Below are 19,456 nucleotides of genomic sequence, written 5' to 3'. Positions count from 1 at the left end.
GGGCTTGTGTGCAGGCCACCCGCACTCCGCCGCCCAACTTTAAGACACCGTCAACGGGTTCCTTAACCCGTTATTTACCGTAACAGACAAAAGTCGGTTTTCGAGGCAGACGACCCGCGCCAAATCCGATTGTCTTTGCAACCGGCACGCGAGGGAAGACTGGAGGCGCCGGGTGGGGCGCCGGAGTCGGAACCGGACAGAGTCATGAATTCGCGCGTATCGTGGAGTGTTGACGGCATCGATCCATCCGTCCGGGAGCGGGCCGAAGCTGCTGCGCGTCGCGCCGGTATGTCACTCAACGATTGGCTGAACTCCACGCTCGGCGAGACCGCCCCGCCGAACTTCCGCGGACTTTACGACCAGCGTCCGCAAGCCCAGCACGTTCCGAGTCAACTGCCGAGCCAAGTCCCGAGTCACGTCCCGAGCCAGGAAAGCCGCGAAGTCGCCGACATCCACCAGCGGCTCGACGCCATCACCCAGCAGATCGAACGGATTTCGAAGCCGGCGCCGCGGCAAGATCCTTCGCGCCAAGATCCTTCGCGGCAAGACACTCCGCGACCAGACGTTTCGCGCGAGCAGGGCGTTGCGCGCCAGCTCAACGACGCGATCTCTCGGCTCGATGCAAGGCTTTCGCAAATTTCGAAGCCGCAGCAGGCTCCGGCACCTCGACAGGCCCCCGTTGAAACGCGCCAGCGCCAGGCCGATGCGGTCGAGCGCGCGGCAGCGCAGGTCTATCGCAGCTCACCGCCCCTGAGCCCCGCTTCGTTCGACGTCGCGGTCGCCGAGATCACGGCACGGCAGAGCGAGCTCGACGGCTTTACGCCCAGGCAGATGCCGCCGCGCGCCGCGCCCTCGATCGCGCCTGCGGCAGCTCCTTACGCGCCCCCCGCGCCGCCTGCCTACGCTCCACCGCCACCGCAGCCGGGGCCGGATTTCTCTGCGCTCGAGCGCCATCTGCTCAAGATCACGAGCCAGATCGAATCGCTGCAGCGCCCTGACAATACCGAGCAGGCGATCAACACGTTCCGCAGCGAGCTTGCGGATATCCGCAACGCCATCACCGAGGCAATGCCGCGCCGCGCGATCGAATCGATCGAGAACGAGATCCGCTCGCTGCATCGGCGCATCGACGAGACCCGCTCCAACGGCACCGACGGTCAGGTCCTGTCCGGCATCGAGCACGCGCTGTCCGAGATCAAGCAGGTGCTCCGCACGCTGACCCCGGCCGAGCAGCTCACCGGCTATGACGAGGCGATCCGCAATCTCGGCGCCAAGCTCGATCTGATCCTGCGCGCCAATGACGATCCCTCGACGGTCCGCCAGCTCGAAGGCGCGATCTCGGCGCTGCGCGGCATCGTCTCCAACGTCGCCTCCAACGAAGCGCTGGCACGGCTCTCGGACGACGTGCAGCTGCTGTCGTCCAAGGTCGACCAGGTCACCCGTGCGTCCGGCCAAGGCGACAGTTTTGCGGTACTGGAGCAGCGCATCGCGGCGCTCACCGCCGCTCTGGAAACGCGCGAGCGCCCTCAGCCATCCGAGAGCAGCGAGCAGCTCGAAAGCGCGATCCGCGCCCTGTCCGACCGTTTCGACCGCATGCAGGTCGGCAACGACTCGGCTTCGACCTTTGCTCATCTTGAACAGCGGGTCTCGTACCTGCTGGAGCGGCTCGAGGCCGCCGCCGATCCGCGCAACGGCAATTTCAGCCGCGTCGAGGACGGGCTGCACGACATCCTGCGCCACCTGGAGCGGCAGCAGGCGACCTATTCAGCGCTCGCCGAGAGCCGCAACTCCACGCCGCCTGCCGATTCCGGCATGGTCGATCTCGTCAAGCGCGAGCTCTCCGACATCCGCTTCAGCCAGGCCGAGACCAACCGGACCACCCAGGATTCGCTGGAGGCCGTCCACAACGCCCTTGGCCACGTCGTCGATCGTCTCTCGATGATCGAGGGCGATCTTCGCAATGTGCGCACCGCGCCGCCCGCCCCTGCGCCGCAGCCGATGCCGATGCCGATGGCCGCTCCCATGGAGCCCGCGCCGATGGCGCGCGAGCCACGGCCGCAGCCACAGCAGCACCCGAAATACGATCCGAAGCCCGAGTTGCCCAATCCGGCCGCCGCGCAGGCGGCGCACGCCGCCTTCGCCGCCGCGCCGCGCGAATTCCATGCCGCCGCGCCGGCAGCGCCGCCGCCGATGCCGATGGCGCCGCCGCTTCCACCACGCGCGATTAGCGAAATCCTGGAGCCGCATACGGCGCCCACGCGCGCCGCGCTTGCGCCCGAACTGCCGCCGGATCATCCGCTCGAGCCGGGCACAAGGCCGGGTGCACGCATCGCCACGCCGTCGGAGCGCATTGCCGCGTCCGAAAGCGCGATCAGCGAAATCCCGGCCGCGCCCAAGGAGCCGGTGTCGTCGTCGAGCTTCATCGCTGCCGCGCGCCGCGCCGCCCAGGCCGCCGCCGCGCAGCCACCCGAGAAAACAGGCCGGGCCGCCAAGGCGTCTGCCGGCGGCGCAAAGGACAAGGGCAAGGCCAGCGATAAGGACGGCGGTTCGACCATCACCTCGAAGATCCGCTCGCTGCTGGTCGGCGCGAGCGTGGTCGTGATCGTGCTCGGCACCTTCAAGATGGCGATGAACCTGCTCGATGGCAGCAGCTCGTCACCGTCGCCGCAGGCGATGGAGAATTCGTCGCCCGCACCCGCGCCGCAGGCCCCGCCGCCGGTCGAGAACAAGCCCGCCACGCCCGAGCAGGTCACGCCGTCAATGACCTCGCCGACCCCGATCGGCCGGCAATCCCAGAACAATGCCGCGCCTGCTGCCGACAATTCTGGCAACTCGGCCTCGGTCGAAATTCCGCCGGTGCCTGCCGCAGCGCCGCAGCCGGCCTCCAGCGACGTCACCGGCGCGCTGTCGGGCACGAGCCGCGCGAAACTTGCGATGATCCAGGTGCCGCCGACCGAAAAGCTGCCTGACGGCATCGGTGGCCCCGGCTTGCGTACCGCCGCGATGAAGGGCGATGCGACCGCGGCCTACGAGATCGGCGTGCGCTTTGCCGAGGGCAAGGGCGTGGCTGCAAACTATGAAGAAGCCGCCAAATGGTACGACCGCGCGGCGCAGGCCGGCGTCGTACCCGCGACCTTCCGCCTCGGGACACTCTACGAAAAGGGTCTCGGCGTGAAGAAGGACGCCGACATCGCCCGCCGCTACTACACGCAGGCGGCCGAGCGCGGCAACGCCAAGGCGATGCACAATCTCGCGGTGCTCGACGCCGATGGCGGCGGCCGCGGCGCCAACTACAAGAGCGCGGCACTGTGGTTCCGCAAGGCCGCCGACCGCGGCGTCGCCGACAGCCAGTTCAACCTCGGCATCCTCTATGCCCGCGGCATCGGGGTGGAGCAGAACCTCGCCGAGTCCTACAAATGGTTCACCCTCGCCGCCGCCCAGGGCGATGCGGACGCAGCAACCAAGCGCGATGATGTTGCCAAGCGGCTCGACCCGCAATCGCTCGCCGCCGCCAAGCTCGCGATCCAGACCTTCAGCGCCGAGCCGCAGCCCGACGACGCCGTCAATGTTGCGGCCCCGAACGGCGGCTGGGACAGCGCGCCGCAGGCCAACGCGAAGCCTGCGCCGAAGCCGGTTGCCGCCAAGCGCGCGGCGTCGGCGGTGCATTGAGAGCGGTCACTCAACCGTCTCTGACGAAAATCTGGACTGGTCGTCCTGGCGAAAGCCAGGACCCATTACCACAAGCGATCGTTGTTGGAGGACGGTGTGGCCACAGCCTGCCGCGATAACTACCAGTCGGGATAATGGGTCCTGGCTTTCGCCAGGACGACATTGGAGGAGCCACGGCTTCCTCGATCACCCTCCTCACCCCCATTCACCACGCCCGAAATTCCTGGTCCCGCCCGCCGCTGAATTCCGCTATTGAGGGACGCGGCAATCGTTCTGCCCTCCTGCGAGCATTCCGCGCAATCGATCCGTCTCGCGGGAAGCGTGGTCTCTCGATGCAGCTCTATCTCCCGATCGCCGATCTTCCGGTCAACGTCTTCCTCGTGCTGGCGATGGGCGCCGCGGTCGGTTTCGTCTCCGGCATGTTCGGGATCGGCGGCGGCTTCCTGATGACGCCGCTTTTGATCTTCATCGGCATCACGCCGGCGGTCGCGGTCGCCTCCGTCGCGAGCCACATCGCGGCCTCGTCCTTTTCCGGCGCGCTTGCCTATTGGCGGCGCCGCGCGATCGACCCCGCGCTGGCGAGCGTGCTGTTGTGCGGCGGCGTCACCGGGACGGCGCTCGGCGTGTGGACCTTCACGCAGCTGCGCGCGCTCGGCCAGCTCGATCTGATGATCGCACTGTCCTACGTCGTGCTGCTCACCACCGTCGGCAGCCTGATGTTCTCCGAAGGCCTGCGTGCCCTGATGCGGACCCGGCGCGGCGCGCTGGCGCCACGACGCACGCATAACTGGATTCATGGCCTGCCGCTGAAGATGCGGTTCAAGCGCTCCAAGATCTACCTCTCGGTCATTCCGGTCGTGATCGTCGGCATCCTGATCGGCTTCATCGGCGCCATCATGGGGATCGGCGGCGGCTTCATCCTGGTGCCGATCATGATCTACCTGCTTCGGGTGCCGACCTCGACGGTGATCGGCACCTCGATGGTCCTGACGCTGGTCACGATGCTGTTTGCGACCCTGCTGCATGCCGTGACCAACCACCTGGTCGACGCCGTGCTGGCGCTGATCCTGATGGTCGGCGGCGTCACCGGTGCGCAGTTCGGCGCACGCGCCGGCCAGAAGATCCGCGGCGAGCAGCTGCGGCTGCTGCTCGGCCTGCTGATCCTCTCGGTCGGCGTTCGCTTCGCCATCGAGCTGGTGATCCGGCCAGAGGATCTCTTCACCATTCGGGAGCTGGGAGTGAACGGATGATGCGCGCAGCTCTCGCGGTCCTGATCGTTGTGCTGCTCGGCTCCGCCGCGCGCGCCGAGCGGCTGATCGTGTCGGTCTCCAACCATCGCGTCACGGTGACGCCGAACTATTCCGGCGAGGAGCTGGTGCTGTTCGGCTCGGTCGAGAAGGACGCCTCCACGGCCGCCGACCGCAAGACCTACGATCTCGTCGTCACCGTGATGGGCCCGCGCGCCGACATGGTGACGCGGCGCAAGGAGCGTACCTTCGGGATCTGGATCAACACCGACTACCGTCAGTTCCTGGCGGTGCCGAGCTATCTTGCGCTGTTCGCCAACCGCTCCTTCGATGTCATCACCTCGCCCGAGATCGCGCGGCGCCAGCAGATCGGGCTAAACAACGTGCTGCTGACCCAACGGGTCAGCGGCGACTATGCCGACGTGGTGCCGAACGACGCGTTCCGCTCCGCCTTCATCCGCCTGCGCACCCAGCGCGGTCTCTACCGCGAGGATCCGAGCGCGGTGACGTTCCTGACGCCGACGTTGTTTCGCACCGGCATTCCACTGCCGGCGGAGGTGCCGATCGGCACCTATGAGGTCGAGATCAAGCTGTTCGCCGACGGCGCGTTCATCGGCAAGACCGAGACCGCGTTCGAGATCGTCAAGGTCGGCTTCGAGCAGTTCGTCGCAACCACCGCGCGGCAGAACGGCCTGATCTATGGCCTCGTCACTGCCGCGATGGCGCTGATGACGGGCTGGATGGCCTCGATCGTGTTTCGGAAGGATTAGCCGCATACGCTCGTCATTGCGAGCGCAGCGAAGCAATCCAGACTGTCGCAGCGGAGGGATTCTGGATTGCTTCGCTGCGCTCGCAATGACGGCTGTGGTGCTAACTACGGCGCCTGCACCACCGTCGGCACGCCGGGCTCGAGCAACCGCAGCCGCGTCCCGAAACCCAGCACATCAAATGTCTTGCGCAGATCCTCGCTGTTCTGGCGGAAATGCGCCCAACCCTCCGTATGAACCGGCACGATCATCGCATCGGGGAAGGCGCGTGCGGTCTCGATGGTGTCGTTGGTGTCCATGGTGAGATGGAACGGCCCGCGCGTTTGCGCGGCGCCGGCGAAAGGCATCACCACGCCGCATTTGAAGCGGCGCGCGACCTCGGCGACGCCGTCGAACCAGGTGGTGTCGCCGCTGATGTAGACCGATGTGGTGTCGGTCCGGCTCGACGTCACCACGAAGCCGATGACATCGCCTGACAGCGGCTCGATGCCGGCCGGGCCGTGACGCGCCGGGGTCGCGGTGATCGTCAGCGAGTTGCCGTCACGATCTTTCAGCTGCGCCGTGCCCCACGGCGCCAAACCTTCGACATGCCCGCCGAGGCGCTGCGCGCCGGCCTCGGTGGTCAACACGCGCTTCACATGTTTGAGAAAGTCGCGGCCGGAATTGTCGAGATTGTCGGAATGCTGGTCGTGGCTTAGCAGGACCGCGTCGACCGGGCCGATTGCGTCGGGCCTCATTGCAGGCCCGATTGTCTTCTCCAGCTTTACGTGCGGCAGTTGATAGTCGCCCGGCGCATCGAAGGTCGGATCAGTGAGCAGACGAAAGCCATCGATCTCGATCAGCGCGGTGGGACCGCCGATCAGGGTGATGGAAATGGGCATGATGGACTCCTGTTACGAGACGGATTTGGCGGGCCGCGTCACCAGGTAGATGCCGAGTGCGACCGGAATGATTCCGAGCAGATCGCGCGCCTCGACGTGCTCGCCGAGCACGAGATACGCAAACAGCATGCCGAGCGGCGGCATCAGGAAATGATAGGCACTGGCAGCCGTCGCGCCACACACTTTCAGGAGATGAAACCAGAGCCAGTACGCCAGGATCGAGCCACCGAGCACGAGGAAAGCAAAGGCGCCGATCAGGCCCGGCGTGAAGTCGATGGCATGAACATCGGCGAAGGTCAGCGCGACCGGCGTCAGCACGATGCCGGCGGCGAGATTCTGCACGCCATTGCCGATCCACAACGAGCCTTTTGGCGCGAGCAGCTTGAACAAAATGGTGCCGGCGACGAGGGAGGCAAGCGAGGCCAGCGAGAACACGATGCCGTGCAGCGAGTCGGTGCCGACGGACAGGCGGTGCCAGACGATCAAGGTCACGCCGATGATGCCGAGCAGGAGGCCGCTCGCCTTGCGCCACGTCATGCCTTCGCCGAGCAGAAGCGCGGCGAGGCCGGCCGTGAACACCGGATTGGCCGACACGATCAGGCCACCGAGGCCGGCCGAAACCGACTGCAGGCCGGTGTAGCCGAGCCCGAGATAGAGCGCGTTGTTGGCGACGCCGAGCACGGCGAAGATGGCGGCATCGCGCCACGACAGCGACCAGTCATCGCCGCGAACCAGCGTGGCGCCGAGGATCAGGATGCCGGCCAGCGAGAAGCGCGCGGCGAGCAGGATCAGCGGAGGGCAATGGGTCACGCCGATCTTGCCGGCGACGAAGGCGTAGCTCCAGAGCAGGCAGAACAGGCCGATCGCAAGCGGCAGCGTGTTGAAGCGACTGCGGGGAACGGAGATCGAAGGGGCGAGCGACATGAGGGACATTCTCCTGAGCCCTCGATCTAGGGAGCCCGCTTGCCATTTGGAAATTAAATGATTAACTACCGATCATTGGATTTTCGAATGGAGGCCGTCCATGCTCGATCTGGAACTCCTGCGCAGCTTCGTCTCGGTGGTCGATGCCGGCGGCTTCACCCGCGCCGGCGAGCGCGTCCATCGGACGCAATCGACCGTCAGCCAGCAGATCAAGCGGCTGGAGGAGGATGTCGGCCAGGTGCTGCTGCATCGCGACGGCAAGGACGTGCGCCCGACCGAAGCCGGCGAGCGGCTGCTGTCCTATGCGCGGCGGTTGTTGTCGCTTGCGGAAGAGGCGCGCGACGTGCTGCGCGAGCCCGACGGCGAAGGCGCGATCCGGCTCGGCATTCCCGAGGATTTCGCGGCGTATCGGCTGGCGAAGCTGCTCGGCGCCTTCTCGCGCTCGCATCCGGGTCTGCGGCTCGATGTGCGCGCCGACCAGAGCAAGAATCTCGCGCGCGACCTCGATCGCGGCGAACTCGACCTCGCACTGTTCAAGCGCGAGGCCGGCGCGAAGGGCGCGATAGCGGTGTGGCCGGAGCAGGTGCACTGGGTCACCAGCAAGAGCCATCCGATCCATGCCGATGTCGCCTCAGTGCCGCTGATCGGCTTTCCGCTCGGCTGCCTCTACCGCGCCGGCGCCATCCACGCGCTGGAAAGCGCGGGCCGCATTTGGCACATGTCCTATACGTCATCGAGCCTCGCCGGCATCCAGGCCGCGGTCGCCGCCGGCATGGGCTTGAGCATCCTGTCGGAGATGGCGATCCAGTCCGACCATCGCGTGCTGACCGCAAAGGACGGCTTTGCGCCAATCAACCGGACGGAAGTCGCGTTGATGGCCGCGCCGGGCGCAAGTCCCGCGACGCTGCGGCTCGCCGATCGGCTGGCTGAGTTCTGCGACGATGTGCAGGCGAAGGCGGCTTAACTGCACCGTGACGCGGCGATCGCGTGGACGCGGCGGTCGCCGAGCAAATGCGCGACAAAACCGTTCTTTGGAAAGATCTTTGCAAACGCCGCGTCGCGGATGCTGAGGCCGCCGGCATAGGCGCCGAAGGCGGGCATCACGGCGCGCATCCCGTCGCAGGCGAAGCAGCGGCGCTCCATCGAACGGCCGCGCGCGGAGACGCGAGCCTTGGGATGAAGATGGCCGGCGATCTCGCCGCTCGCGCCGGTCGGTTCGTGGCGGAAGGTGATCGCGCCGATCGCGACTTCGTCGGCGACGGTGCCGCCGAGATCACGCGGCAGCGCCGGATCGTGATTGCCTGAGATCCAGATCCAGTCACGGCCGGCCTGCATGGCGGCGACCGCGTCGCGATCCTCCGCCGACAGGCGTCCATGCGCGGTGCGATCATGAAAGCTGTCGCCGAGCGCAATGACGATTCGCGGATCATGGCGGGAGATGACAGCAGCGAGACGACTGAGCGTCGCGATGGTGTCGTAAGGCGGCAGCAGCACGCCGCGCATGGCGAAGCTGGAACCTTTTTCCAGATGCAGATCGGAGACGACGAGCAGGCGCTGCTCTTCCCAGAACAGCGCGCCGGAAAGATCGGCCGCGAACGTCACGCTGCTGATGCTGACATTCGAAACGCGCATGTCCTCGATATCCCCTGAACCCAGCGCGCCTGCCGTCACGTCAAAACCTGCTCTTATCCCATCGCCTCTTTGACGAGCTCGTCGGCGGCTTCGGCCAGGAGCTCGTCTCCAGCTTCGCCATAAACTGACTCGCGGCCGATTTCCAGCATCACGGGCACGGCGAGCGGGGAGACACGGTCGAGTTCCCGGTGTGTGATGCGGCCCTGGATGCGGGTGAGCATGTCGCTGAGGCGGCGCAGATCGAGCAGGCCGGTGGCGGCATCGGCCCGTGCGGCACGCAATAGCACGTGATCGGCCTGGTGCTTGCGCAAGACGTCGTAGACGAGATCGGTCGAGAACAGCACCTGGCGCCGGCTCTTCTCCTCGCCGGTGTGCCGGCGCGCGATCAGGCCGGAGATGATCGCACAATTGCGGAAGGTGCGCTTCATCAGCGCGGATTCGGCGAGCCAGGCTTCGAGGTCGTCGCCGAGCATGTCGGGATCGAACAGTGCGTCGAGGTCAATCCTGCCGTCCCGGATCATGAAGGACAGGTCGCCGAGCGCCCAGACCGCGATCGCATATTCGTTGGCGACGAAGCCGAGCGGCCTGGCGCGGGCACGCTCCAGCCGGCGAGTCAACAGCATGCCGAGCGTCTGGTGCGCGAGACGGCCTTCGAAGGGGTAGCAGACGATGTAATGCTTGTTGGCACGGGGAAAACTCTCGACCAGCAGCTCGCGCACCGCGGGTACGCGCGAGACGTCCTTTTGCAGTGACAGCCAATCGCGCACCTGCTCCGGCAAGGCGCCCCACGCGCGCCCGTCATCGAGCAGACGGCGGACCCGTTCGGCAAGATAGGTCGACAGCGGAAACTTGCCGCCCATATAGGACGGCACTTTCGGGTCCTTGTCGTTGGCGCGCGAGACGTAGACCTGGTCCTCAACCAAGGTCTCGTAGCGCACCACCTCGCCAGAGAACACGAAGGTGTCGCCGGGGCTGAGGCCCTCGATGAAGGCTTCCTCGATCTCGCCGAGCAGCCTGCCGCCGCGCGCGATCACGCCCGTCGAGCCGCCTGCCTTGCCTTGGCCGCCGCCGCGCGAGCGCACCAGCCGCACCTTCAGCATGTCGTCCTCGACGATGGTGCCGACATTCATGCGGTAGCTCTGCCGCACCTTGGGATTGGCGACGCGCCAGCGTCCCTCCTTGTCCTGCTTGATGCGGGCGAAGCGCTCATAGGTCTTCAGCGCGTAGCCGCCGGAGGCGACGAAATCGACCACGTCGTCGAAATCCTGCCGCGTGAGATCGGCATAGGGCGCGGCGGTGCGCACCTCCTCGTAGAGCTCTTCGGAGAAAAACGGTTCGCCGCAAGCGCAGCCGAGCACGTGCTGGGCCAGCACGTCGAGTGCCCCGATCCGCAGCGGCGGCGTGTCCTGCGCATTCTCCGCGATGGCGTCGATCGCGACGCGGCACTCCAGCACCTCGAAGCGGTTCGCCGGCACCAGCACCGCGCGCGAAGCTTCGTCGAGCCGGTGGTTGGCGCGGCCGATGCGCTGCATCAGGCGCGAGGAGCCCTTGGGCGCGCCGATATTGACGACCAGATCGACGTCGCCCCAGTCGACGCCGAGGTCGAGCGAGGAGGTGCAGACCACGCCGCGTAGTTTGCCCGCCGACATCGCGTCCTCGACCTTGCGACGTTGCGCGACGTCGAGCGAGCCGTGATGCAGCGCGATGGCAAGGTTGTCGTCGTTCATGCTCCAGAGGTTCTGGAACAGCATCTCGGCCTGGCTGCGGGTGTTGACGAAAACAAGCGTGGTCTTGTTGGCCTTGATCAGCTCGTAGATCTCGGGAAGCGCATGGCGCGCGCTGTGTCCCGCCCAGGGCAGGCGTTCGCGCGTGTCCATCATCTCGACCAGCGGCGGCGCCGCACCGCCGGCGACGACAATGTCGGCGGCCGCTTCCTTGCCGCCTGGCTGCGGCACCAGGAAGCGCGCCAGCGACTCCGGCTCGGCCACGGTCGCCGACAGGCCGATCGCGCGCATCTGCGGCGCCAATCGCCACAGCCGCGCCAGCCCAAGGGAGAGAAGATCACCGCGCTTGGACGTCACCAGCGCATGCAGCTCGTCGAGCACGATGCGCTTCAAGGAGGAGAACAGGAACGGCGCGTCGTCGGAGGACAGCAGCAGCGCGAGCTGTTCGGGCGTCGTCAGCAGGATATCAGGCGGATAGCGCCGCTGCCGCTGCCGCCGCGATGTTGGCGTGTCGCCGGTGCGGGTCTCGATCTTGATCGGCAGCGCCATCTCGGCGACGGGACGCTCGAGGTTGCGCGCGATATCGACGGCGAGCGCCTTGAGCGGTGAGATGTAGAGGGTGTGCAGGCCGCCGCTGCGTTGCAGGCTACGGTCGGTGGAGACGACGGATTTCGCTGGAGCTGCGGGCGCGGAACTCAGCTCCACCAGCGTCGGCAAAAAACCGGCCAGCGTCTTGCCGGCGCCGGTCGGCGCGATCAGCAGCGCGGAACGGTCCTCGCGGGCTTTCTCCAGCAGCGCCAATTGATGTTCGCGCGGCGACCAGCCGCGGGCCGCGAACCACGCCTGGAAGCGGTCGGGCAACAGCGTGGCCGGCTGGGCCGATATTTTGCGGATACGGGGAGGCACGGCATGACAGGTAAGCCGTGGGGCGGGGTTCGTCGAGGAGTGGGAGGCCTTCCTTACCCTCTCCCCGCTTGCGGGGAGAGGGTAAGATACAGCAGTGCTCGCCTCTACTCCGTCACAGGCTTGTCGGACACGATCCAATCCTTGCCGTTGAAGGTCGAGATGAACAACGTCTTCATCGGGGTGTAGTCGCCGGGCGTGTAGTTGTAATTGACGCCGTCGAGGAAGAACGGCGAATGGAAGCCGTCGAGGGTCGATGCCTGCTTGAGCACGTTTTCGCGCGTGAGCTCATCGCCGCAGCGGCGCAGAATCTCGCCCATGGTCACCGCCTGGCCGTAACCGGCGTAGGCGATGGTGTTGTCGGGATCGACGCTCGGCAAATAGGCTTTCCGCAGCGCGTCGAACGCCATCACGTCCTTATCCGCCTCCCAGGGGCCGGGCCCGGCATCCTTGGAGTAACGGATCGCGACGATGCCGGTCGCATTCTCGAGTCCGGCGGCACTGAGGATCGAGCGGCCGGTGGAGCCGGCCGACAGCAGTTGCAGCGGCTTCCAGCCGAGCTCGGTGACCTTGCGGATCGACTGCGACGAGGCCTTGCCGGTGGAGATGTTGTAGAAGACGTCGGCGCCGGACTTCGAGAGATTGATGAGCTGGGAATCGACGGTCGGATCGGTCAGATCGTAGGTCTGCTCCATGATCACCTTTGCGGCCCCGCCGGCGTCTTCCAAGACTTTCTTGAAGGGCCCGAGGAAGTCGCGGCCAAAATCGTCGTTCTGATAGAGGATGCCGACCTTGGCATTCGGCTTCACGCTGAGGACGTGCCGCGCCAGGATGCGGGCTTCGGTCGGATAGAGCGGCAGGCCCGCCATCGTCCATTTGAACTCTTTCGGATTATTCCACTTGGAGGCGCCGGTGTTGAGCAAAAGCTGCGGCACGCCCTTTGAGTTCAGATATTTGTGCACGGCGGTTTGCGGCGCGGTGCCGAGCGAGCCGTAGAGCGCGAGCACCTCTTCCTGTTCGACCAGGCGCCGCGTCGCCTCGACGCATTTCGGCGCGCTGTAGGCATCGTCCATGGTCAGGAATTTGACCTTGCGTCCGTTGATGCCGCCCTTCTCGTTCAGCATCTGGAAATAGGCTTCGCCGATGCGCCCGAGCACGCCGTAAAGCGAGCCGGGGCCGGAGTGCGGCACGGTCTGCCCGATCTTGATCTCGGTGTCGCTGGCACCGGCATCATATTTCTTCTCCGCGGCCCAGACGTAGGGCGCGGGCAAGGTGGATGCAGCGATGGTCGCGAGCGCGGCGGCGCTGAAATCGCGCCGCGATGGATTTTTGGTCATTGTTTGTTTCTCCCTAGCGAGGACATTGTGCTGGCATCGCGGCACATGTCGCAAGTGGGAAATCGTCGCTTTGCGACGCAATGACGCTCAAGCGTCACGTATAGCGCCTATATTAAAGTTTTCTCGGCGATCCCGACGAGGCCGCGCACCGGTTCGTTGTTCTCGATGCGCGGTGAGGCGGGCTCTAGTGTCAACAGCTTGAGACCGGCCTTGGCGATGGCGCCGCGGACATATTCCGCCGAATGGGCATAGCGCAGGCCTTCGCCGAGAACGATGCCGCTGCCGTCATGAGTCTCCAGCGTGAACGCAAGCACGCCGCCGGGCGCGAGCACGCGCCTGGCTTCACCGAGCACCGGGGCGAGATCGGGGAGATAGACGAACGCATCGGCCGCGACGACGAGGTTCGTGCTCGCATCGCTCCGGCTGCGCAGGCCCTCGATCATGTCGGCGACTTCGAGCTCGGCATAGAGGCCGGTGGCGCGCGCCTCCTTGACCATGCCGGGCGACAGATCGATGCCGATGAACTGGTCGACCTGTTTTGCGAAGGCGGCGGCCGCAAGCCCCGTCCCACATCCGAGATCGATGGCGCGCTTGAACAGGGCGGGCTTCTTCGCGGCGACGCGGGCAGCCACCACCGCCTTGAAGATCAACGACGGCGCGCGATAGCCGAGATCGTTGATCAGAACGTGCTCGAAGCGCGGCGCGTATTGATCGAACAAGGCCTGCACATAGGCCTTTGGCATCTCGGACAATTGCGCGTCGCCGAGGCGCATCAGATGCAGATGAGCGCCGTGCTGATCGCTCGGGTCGGACTCGCGCGATTTGCGAAAGGCCGCAATGGCCTTGTCTCGCTCGCCGAGTTGCGCGCAGATTTCGCCGAGCGTGAACCAGGCCGAGGTGAAATTCGGCGCAAGCTCGATGGTCTGCTCCAGCAGATCGGCAGCGGCCGCCAGATCGCCCTTGAGCTGAAGATCGCGCGCGAACTCGAAGCGACGGTCGGCCATGAGATCGCCGGAGGTCAGGAACAGGCGCAGGGGCATTGGGGAACCAGGAAGCGAAGTGGGCGGGTGACTCGAAGATGCGGGCTCGCGACCTATATAACAGGCATGCGTCCGCAAGACATCCTGCTGCCAGTTGCTGCCGGCCTATGCTGCAAGCCGGGCGGCTTCCATATCGACCCCGTCCGGCCGGTCGAGCGGGCCGTGATCACCCATGGCCATTCCGACCATGCCCGCGCCGGCCACGGCGCGGTGCTGGCGACGCAGGAAACGCTGGACATGATGCAGCTGCGCTATGGGGAGAATTTCGCCGGCTCGACGCAGGCGATCCGCTATGGCGAGGAGATCCGGCTCGGCGACGTCAGCGTGAAGTTTCACCCGGCCGGCCATGTGCTCGGTTCGGCGCAGGTCGCGGTCACCTGCAAGGACACCTGCATCGTCGCCTCCGGCGACTACAAGGATGCACCCGACCCGACCTGCACGCCGTTCGAGCTGGTATCCTGCGACGTCTTCATCACCGAGGCGACGTTCGGACTGCCGGTGTTTCGCCATGGCGATGCGGCCGATGAGGTCAAGAAGCTGCTGGCTTCGGTGGCGCTGTTTCCGGAGCGCGCGCATCTCGTCGGCGCCTATTCGCTCGGCAAGGCGCAGCGCGTGATCGCGCTGCTGCGCCAAACCGGCTACGACGCGCCGATCTATCTGCATGGCGCGATGGAGAAGATCACGCATTACTATCAGAGCCGCGGGATCGAGCTCGGCGAGTTGCGGCCGGTGAAGGGGGTGAAGAAGGCGGCGCTCGCCGGCACCATCACGCTGGCGCCGCCCTCTGCGACATCCGATCTCTGGACCCGGCGGTTTCCCGATCCGGTCACGGCATTCGCCTCCGGCTGGATGCGGGTGCGCGCCCGCGCGCGGCAACGCGGCATCGAGCTGCCGCTGGTGATCTCGGATCACGCCGATTGGGACGGCCTTACCGCCACGATCGCGGCGACCGGTGCCGGCGAGATCTGGGTCACCCACGGCCAGGAAGACGCGCTGGTGCATTGGTGCCAAAGCAAGGGCTTGCGGGCGCGGCCGCTCGATCTCGTCGGCTACGGCGACGAGGAGGAGACCGAGACCCCGCTCGCTGACGAGGCCGAAGCATGAACCGCTTCGCCGAACTGCTCGACCGCCTCGCCTACGAGCCCGGCCGCAACAACAAGCTGCGCCTGATCACCAGCTATTTTCGCGAGGTCGCCGATCCCGACCGCGGCTACGCGCTGGCCGCGCTGACCGGTGCGCTCAGCTTCAAGCACGCCAAGCCCGCATTGATCCGCGACCTGATCGCCTCGCGCACCGATCCGGTGCTGTTCGGGCTGAGTTACGATTATGTCGGCGATCTCTCCGAGACGGTGGCGCTGATGTGGCCGAAGGCCATGGGTGTCCACAACAACCCGCCACCCCCAACCCTCACCGAGGTCGTCACCACGCTGCGCACGCTCGGCAAGACCGAGCTGCCAAAACAGCTCGAGCGCTGGCTCGACGAGTTGGATGAGACCGGCCGCTGGGCGCTGTTGAAGCTCGTCACCGGCGCGTTGCGCATCGGCATCTCCGCGCGCCTGGCCAAGACTGCGGCCGCGGCACTCGGCGACAAGGACCCGCATGAGGTCGAGCTGATCTGGCCCGGTCTCGCGCCGCCCTATCTCGACCTGTTCGCCTGGCTGGAAGGCCGCGGCGACAAGCCGGTCAATCGCGATCCCGCGCCGTTTCGCCCGGTGATGCTGGCGCATGCGATCGAGGACACGGATTTCGCCGCACTCGATCCCGCCGACTACATCGCCGAATGGAAATGGGACGGCATCCGCGTGCAGGCGGTCGCCGGCCGCGACGAGCACGGCCAGATCACCGCGCGGCTCTATTCGCGCACCGGCGAGGACATCACCGGAAGCTTTCCGGATATCGTGCCATCGTTGCGGCTACCCGGCGCCATTGACGGCGAGCTTCTGATTCTGCGCGAAGGGCGCGTGCAGAGTTTCAATGTTCTGCAACAGCGGCTCAACCGCAAGGTCGTGTCTCCGAAGCTGATCAAGGAGTTTCCAATTCATCTGCGCGCCTACGATCTGCTCGGCGACGACGAGAATGATCTGCGCGAGCTGCCCTTTGCGGAGCGGCGCGAACGGCTGGAGACCTTCATCGGCAAGCTCGACGATTCCCGCATCGATCTCTCGCCCACCGTGCCCTTCGCAAGCTGGGACGCACTGACCGCCGCACGCGCCGATCCCGCGAGCGCTGGTGCGGGCGAAGACGCGGACGCCGTCGAAGGCGTGATGCTGAAGCGGCGCGATGCCCCCTATCTGCCGGGACGGCCGAAGGGACAGTGGTGGAAGTGGAAGCGCGATCCGCACATCATCGACGCCGTGCTGATGTATGCGCAGCGCGGCCACGGCAAACGCTCGTCCTACTATTCCGACTACACCTTTGGCGTCTGGACCGCAGGCGCGGGCAGTGACGAGTTGGTGCCGGTCGGAAAAGCCTATTTCGGCTTCACCGACGAGGAGTTGCTCCAGATCGACCGCTTCGTGCGTCGCAATACCACCGAAAAATTCGGTCCCGTCCGCCACGTCGTGCACGAGCCGGACAAAGGCCTGGTGCTGGAGGTTGCCTTCGAGGGGCTGCAGCGCTCACCACGGCACAAATCCGGCGTCGCGATGCGCTTTCCCCGCATCAGCCGCTTGCGCTGGGACAAGCCGCCGCGGGAGGCCGACCGACTGGAAACGCTGGAAAAGATGCTGAAAGCGGAGGCGGCGGAGATTGAGGCTTAAGAAGCCCCGGGCGTGTGCTTGCCCGAATTAAAATCCCGTAAGCCGATTGACGCCCCCTCACGGGTTCCCCATGTCCACCGCCTTGCCCTATGATAGGGTCTAATCCCCTGAGGAGTTTGAGATGGCCCACGACGTCAGAGATTTGCCGGCCGGCCGCAGTGATGGCCTGAACCGCTTTCTCGGCGGCTCGCCGCTGGCGGTCGCGTTTCGCCTGGTGCTGCTCTCGATCCTGGTCGGCGTCGTGCTGGCGGCGATCGGCTTCGATCCCTGGAATATTCTCTACAGCATTCGTCTCTTGTTCCAGCGGTTGTGGGATCTCGGCTTCGATACCGTGAACTGGCTGTGGCGCTACTTCCTGCTCGGCGCTGTCATCGTGATCCCGATCTGGCTGCTGATGCGCGTTTTCGGCGCGCCGCGCAGGTAGGCCGTTAGTTTTGAGCATGATCTTGTCGGAAAACCGCTTCACACTTTTCCGGATCATGCTCTAGGGAGCTCGCAGCCGATGCAATTGCGCTTTGTCGGCTGCGGCGACGCCTTCGGATCGGGCGGCAGGCTCAACACCTGCTTCCACGTCTCGGGGCGCGAAGCCAACTTCCTGATCGATTGTGGCGCGTCGGCTTTGCCGGCGCTGAAGCGGCTCGAGATCGACTGCAATGAGATCGATCTCATCCTGATCACGCATTTCCACGGCGACCATTTTGCGGGGCTGCCGTTTGTTCTGCTCGACGCGCAATTCTCGCGGCGGACGCGGCCGCTCACGATCGCCGGCCCCAAAGGCATCGAGACGCGGCTGCGTGCGGTGATGGAGGCTCTGTTCGAGCACTCCTCGAAGACGAAACAGCGCTTCGAGCTGTCGGTCGTCGAGCTCGCGCCCGAGCAGAGCCAAAGCTTCGGCGCGGTGACGGTGACGCCCTACCCCGTCGTGCACGGTGAATCCGGCGGACCGTTCCTCGCTTATCGCGTCGAAGCGGAAGGTCGCACGCTGGCCTACAGCGCCGATACCGAATGGACGGAGACGCTCATTCCGTTGGCACATGGCGCGGACCTTTTCATCGCCGAGGCCTATATGTACGAGAAGGTGGTCAAGAATCACCTCAGCCTGAAGACCTTGGAACAGCACCTTCCCGAAATCGGCGCAAAACGCCTCGTGCTCACCCATATGAGCGAAGACGTGCTGTCGCGCCTCGACGACATCGCCCATCTCGCCGCCGAAGACGGCATGGTGCTCGTGTTCTGACATGCACGTACCCGTTCACGTGAAGATCGGTTCCCGTCAGGTCTTCGCCATCGCAGGACCTGCGATGGTCGCGAACCTCACCACGCCGCTGATCGGCGTGGTCTCGACCACCGCGATCGGACGGCTGGACGATGCCGCGCTGCTCGGCGGCGTCGCCATCGCGTCCGTTATCTTCGATTGCCTGTTCTGGCTATTCGGCTTCCTTCGCATGAGCACGCTCGCCTTCACGGCGCAGGCGCTCGGCGCCGGCGAGACGCGCGAGCTGACCGCGATTCTGGTGCGCGGCTTCATCGTCGCGGGCCTGATCGGCATAGCCCTGATCGCGCTGCAACTGCCGCTGGCCGCCGTGCTGTTCGACCTGATGGGCGGCAGCGAAGGCGTTACGCGCGCGGCGAAAACCTATTTCGTGATCCGGATCTGGTCGGCGCCACTGGCGCTCGCCAATTATGTCATCCTCGGCTGGCTGGTGGGCCAGGCCCGCGCCAATCCGGCGCTCGCGCTACAGGTCGTCATCAATCTCGTCAACGCGGCGGCGACGATCCTGCTGGTGCTGGTCTACGACACCGGCATCGCGGGTGCTGCGATCGCCGCACTGCTATCTGAAGCGGCCGGATTCGGGCTCGGCATGATGGTCTGCCGCCGCTATGCGGACGGCGGGTTCGCGGTGCCATACGCAGAGCTGTTCGACCGGACCAAGCTGATGCGGCTGCTGGCGGTGAATTCCGACATCCTGATCCGCACCGCGGCACTGATCGCCGTGTTTCTGTTTTTCACCGCCAAGGGCGCACGGGCTGGCGACGTCACGCTGGCCGCCAATTCCGTGCTCAACAATTTTCTGCTGGTCAGCGCCTTCTTCCTCGACGGTCTAGCGAACGCAGCCCAGCAGCTTTGCGGCCGTACGCTCGGCGCACGCGACGCGAGGGGATTTGCGGATTCGACCCGGCTGGTGCTGCTATGGGGGCTCGGCTTCGCGCTGGTCGTGTCCGCGCTGTTCGCGCTGTTTGGGCCGAATTTGATCGATGTCATGACGGCGAGCGAGGCCGTCCGTCGCGGTGCGCGGGAATTCCTGCCGTTCGTCGTGCTTGCGCCCATTCCCGGCGTGTTCGCCTTCGGCTTCGACGGCATCTATATCGGCGCGACCTGGGCGCGCGAGATGCGCAATCTGATGCTGGCCTCGCTCGCGATCTTCCTCGCCACATGGTGGGCGCTGCAATCGTTCGGCAATGCCGGGCTGTGGAGCGCGCTGATCGCCTCCTACGTCTCGCGCGGCGGCTTGCAGGCCGCGCGCTATCCGGCGCTGTACAGGAAGACGTTTTCGAAGCAGTCGCTGTAACGC

The 19,456-nt window shown here is 65.8% G+C and carries 15 protein-coding genes; 9 read left to right on the top strand and 6 right to left on the bottom strand.

What is annotated here, in order from left to right; all coding sequences use genetic code 11:
- Positions 1-204: 204 nt before the first annotated feature.
- The 3 genes from IVA75_RS18335 to IVA75_RS18325 all read left to right on the top strand — a co-directional run bounded on the left by IVA75_RS18335 (position 205) and on the right by IVA75_RS18325 (position 5,686).
- Positions 205-3,669: a tetratricopeptide repeat protein gene (locus tag IVA75_RS18335; protein WP_247283144.1), complete on the top strand. Its 3,465-nt coding sequence runs from the start codon at positions 205-207 to the stop codon at positions 3,667-3,669.
- 332 nt (positions 3,670-4,001) lie between these two features.
- Complete coding sequence (locus IVA75_RS18330; protein ID WP_247283142.1) at positions 4,002-4,919, top strand: sulfite exporter TauE/SafE family protein; 918 nt, start codon at positions 4,002-4,004, stop codon at positions 4,917-4,919.
- Positions 4,916-5,686 carry a TIGR02186 family protein gene (locus IVA75_RS18325; RefSeq protein ID WP_247283140.1) on the top strand — a complete coding sequence of 257 codons (771 nt, stop codon included), beginning with the start codon at positions 4,916-4,918 and terminating at the stop codon, positions 5,684-5,686. The genes IVA75_RS18330 and IVA75_RS18325 overlap by 4 nt, the downstream gene beginning before the upstream one ends.
- Before the next feature lie 104 nt (positions 5,687-5,790).
- Here the strand turns inward: IVA75_RS18325 and IVA75_RS18320 are convergent, their stop codons facing one another.
- Positions 5,791-6,564, bottom strand: a complete 774-nt coding sequence (locus IVA75_RS18320) for an MBL fold metallo-hydrolase (RefSeq protein WP_247283139.1) — start codon at positions 6,562-6,564, stop codon at positions 5,791-5,793.
- A 12-nt stretch (positions 6,565-6,576) separates the two neighbouring features.
- Complete coding sequence (locus IVA75_RS18315; protein WP_247283137.1) at positions 6,577-7,488, bottom strand: DMT family transporter; 912 nt, start codon at positions 7,486-7,488, stop codon at positions 6,577-6,579.
- A gap of 100 nt (positions 7,489-7,588) precedes the next feature.
- Between IVA75_RS18315 and IVA75_RS18310 the strand changes: the two genes are divergently transcribed.
- Positions 7,589-8,452 (top strand): LysR family transcriptional regulator, encoded by an 864-nt coding sequence (locus tag IVA75_RS18310; RefSeq protein ID WP_027570015.1) that lies wholly within the window; start codon positions 7,589-7,591, stop codon positions 8,450-8,452.
- Here the strand turns inward: IVA75_RS18310 and pdeM are convergent.
- From pdeM to IVA75_RS18290, 4 genes are all read right to left on the bottom strand, one after another.
- On the bottom strand, positions 8,449-9,120 hold the full coding sequence (pdeM, locus tag IVA75_RS18305; RefSeq protein WP_247283134.1) for a ligase-associated DNA damage response endonuclease PdeM: 672 nt from the start codon (positions 9,118-9,120) through the stop codon (positions 8,449-8,451). The genes IVA75_RS18310 and pdeM overlap by 4 nt on opposite strands.
- 53 nt (positions 9,121-9,173) lie before the next feature.
- Positions 9,174-11,750 (bottom strand): ligase-associated DNA damage response DEXH box helicase, encoded by a 2,577-nt coding sequence (locus IVA75_RS18300; protein WP_247283132.1) that lies wholly within the window; start codon positions 11,748-11,750, stop codon positions 9,174-9,176.
- A gap of 104 nt (positions 11,751-11,854) precedes the next feature.
- Positions 11,855-13,084, bottom strand: a complete 1,230-nt coding sequence (locus IVA75_RS18295; protein ID WP_247283131.1) for an ABC transporter substrate-binding protein — start codon at positions 13,082-13,084, stop codon at positions 11,855-11,857.
- 107 nt (positions 13,085-13,191) lie between these two features.
- Entirely contained in the window at positions 13,192-14,124 is a 933-nt protein-coding gene (locus tag IVA75_RS18290) for a methyltransferase domain-containing protein (RefSeq protein ID WP_247283128.1), read from the bottom strand.
- Between the two features lie 66 nt (positions 14,125-14,190).
- Here IVA75_RS18290 and IVA75_RS18285 point away from each other — a divergent pair, with 66 nt between their 5' ends.
- From IVA75_RS18285 to IVA75_RS18265, 5 genes are all read left to right on the top strand, one after another.
- A complete protein-coding gene (locus IVA75_RS18285; protein ID WP_247284085.1) occupies positions 14,191-15,228 on the top strand; it encodes a ligase-associated DNA damage response exonuclease in 1,038 nt (345 codons plus the stop codon).
- A complete protein-coding gene (locus IVA75_RS18280; RefSeq protein WP_247283127.1) occupies positions 15,225-16,883 on the top strand; it encodes a cisplatin damage response ATP-dependent DNA ligase in 1,659 nt (552 codons plus the stop codon). The genes IVA75_RS18285 and IVA75_RS18280 overlap by 4 nt, the downstream gene beginning before the upstream one ends.
- Positions 16,884-17,004: 121 nt before the next feature.
- Positions 17,005-17,307 carry a DUF6460 domain-containing protein gene (locus IVA75_RS18275; protein WP_007605031.1) on the top strand — a complete coding sequence of 101 codons (303 nt, stop codon included), beginning with the start codon at positions 17,005-17,007 and terminating at the stop codon, positions 17,305-17,307.
- A gap of 78 nt (positions 17,308-17,385) precedes the next feature.
- Positions 17,386-18,120, top strand: a complete 735-nt coding sequence (locus IVA75_RS18270) for an MBL fold metallo-hydrolase (protein ID WP_027570008.1) — start codon at positions 17,386-17,388, stop codon at positions 18,118-18,120.
- Between the two features lies 1 nt (position 18,121).
- Positions 18,122-19,453, top strand: coding sequence for an MATE family efflux transporter (locus IVA75_RS18265; RefSeq protein ID WP_247283125.1), 1,332 nt, complete (start codon positions 18,122-18,124; stop codon positions 19,451-19,453).
- Positions 19,454-19,456 lie beyond the last annotated feature (3 nt).

Source organism: Bradyrhizobium sp. 134, assembly GCF_023074155.1.
GTDB lineage: Bacteria > Pseudomonadota > Alphaproteobacteria > Rhizobiales > Xanthobacteraceae > Bradyrhizobium.
Note: the sequence above shows the minus strand (reverse complement) of the source record. Positions and strands in the feature narration are given on the sequence as shown.

Coding starts and splice junctions, on each gene's coding strand:
- IVA75_RS18335 (WP_247283144.1), top strand. CDS start 205: ATGAATTCGCGCGTATCGTGGAGTGTTGACGGCATCGATCCATCCGTC.
- IVA75_RS18330 (WP_247283142.1), top strand. CDS start 4,002: ATGCAGCTCTATCTCCCGATCGCCGATCTTCCGGTCAACGTCTTCCTC.
- IVA75_RS18325 (WP_247283140.1), top strand. CDS start 4,916: ATGATGCGCGCAGCTCTCGCGGTCCTGATCGTTGTGCTGCTCGGCTCC.
- IVA75_RS18320 (WP_247283139.1), bottom strand. CDS start 6,564: ATGCCCATTTCCATCACCCTGATCGGCGGTCCCACCGCGCTGATCGAG.
- IVA75_RS18315 (WP_247283137.1), bottom strand. CDS start 7,488: ATGTCGCTCGCCCCTTCGATCTCCGTTCCCCGCAGTCGCTTCAACACG.
- IVA75_RS18310 (WP_027570015.1), top strand. CDS start 7,589: ATGCTCGATCTGGAACTCCTGCGCAGCTTCGTCTCGGTGGTCGATGCC.
- pdeM (WP_247283134.1), bottom strand. CDS start 9,120: ATGCGCGTTTCGAATGTCAGCATCAGCAGCGTGACGTTCGCGGCCGAT.
- IVA75_RS18295 (WP_247283131.1), bottom strand. CDS start 13,084: ATGACCAAAAATCCATCGCGGCGCGATTTCAGCGCCGCCGCGCTCGCG.
- IVA75_RS18290 (WP_247283128.1), bottom strand. CDS start 14,124: ATGCCCCTGCGCCTGTTCCTGACCTCCGGCGATCTCATGGCCGACCGT.
- IVA75_RS18285 (WP_247284085.1), top strand. CDS start 14,191: ATGCGTCCGCAAGACATCCTGCTGCCAGTTGCTGCCGGCCTATGCTGC.
- IVA75_RS18280 (WP_247283127.1), top strand. CDS start 15,225: ATGAACCGCTTCGCCGAACTGCTCGACCGCCTCGCCTACGAGCCCGGC.
- IVA75_RS18275 (WP_007605031.1), top strand. CDS start 17,005: ATGGCCCACGACGTCAGAGATTTGCCGGCCGGCCGCAGTGATGGCCTG.
- IVA75_RS18270 (WP_027570008.1), top strand. CDS start 17,386: ATGCAATTGCGCTTTGTCGGCTGCGGCGACGCCTTCGGATCGGGCGGC.
- IVA75_RS18265 (WP_247283125.1), top strand. CDS start 18,122: ATGCACGTACCCGTTCACGTGAAGATCGGTTCCCGTCAGGTCTTCGCC.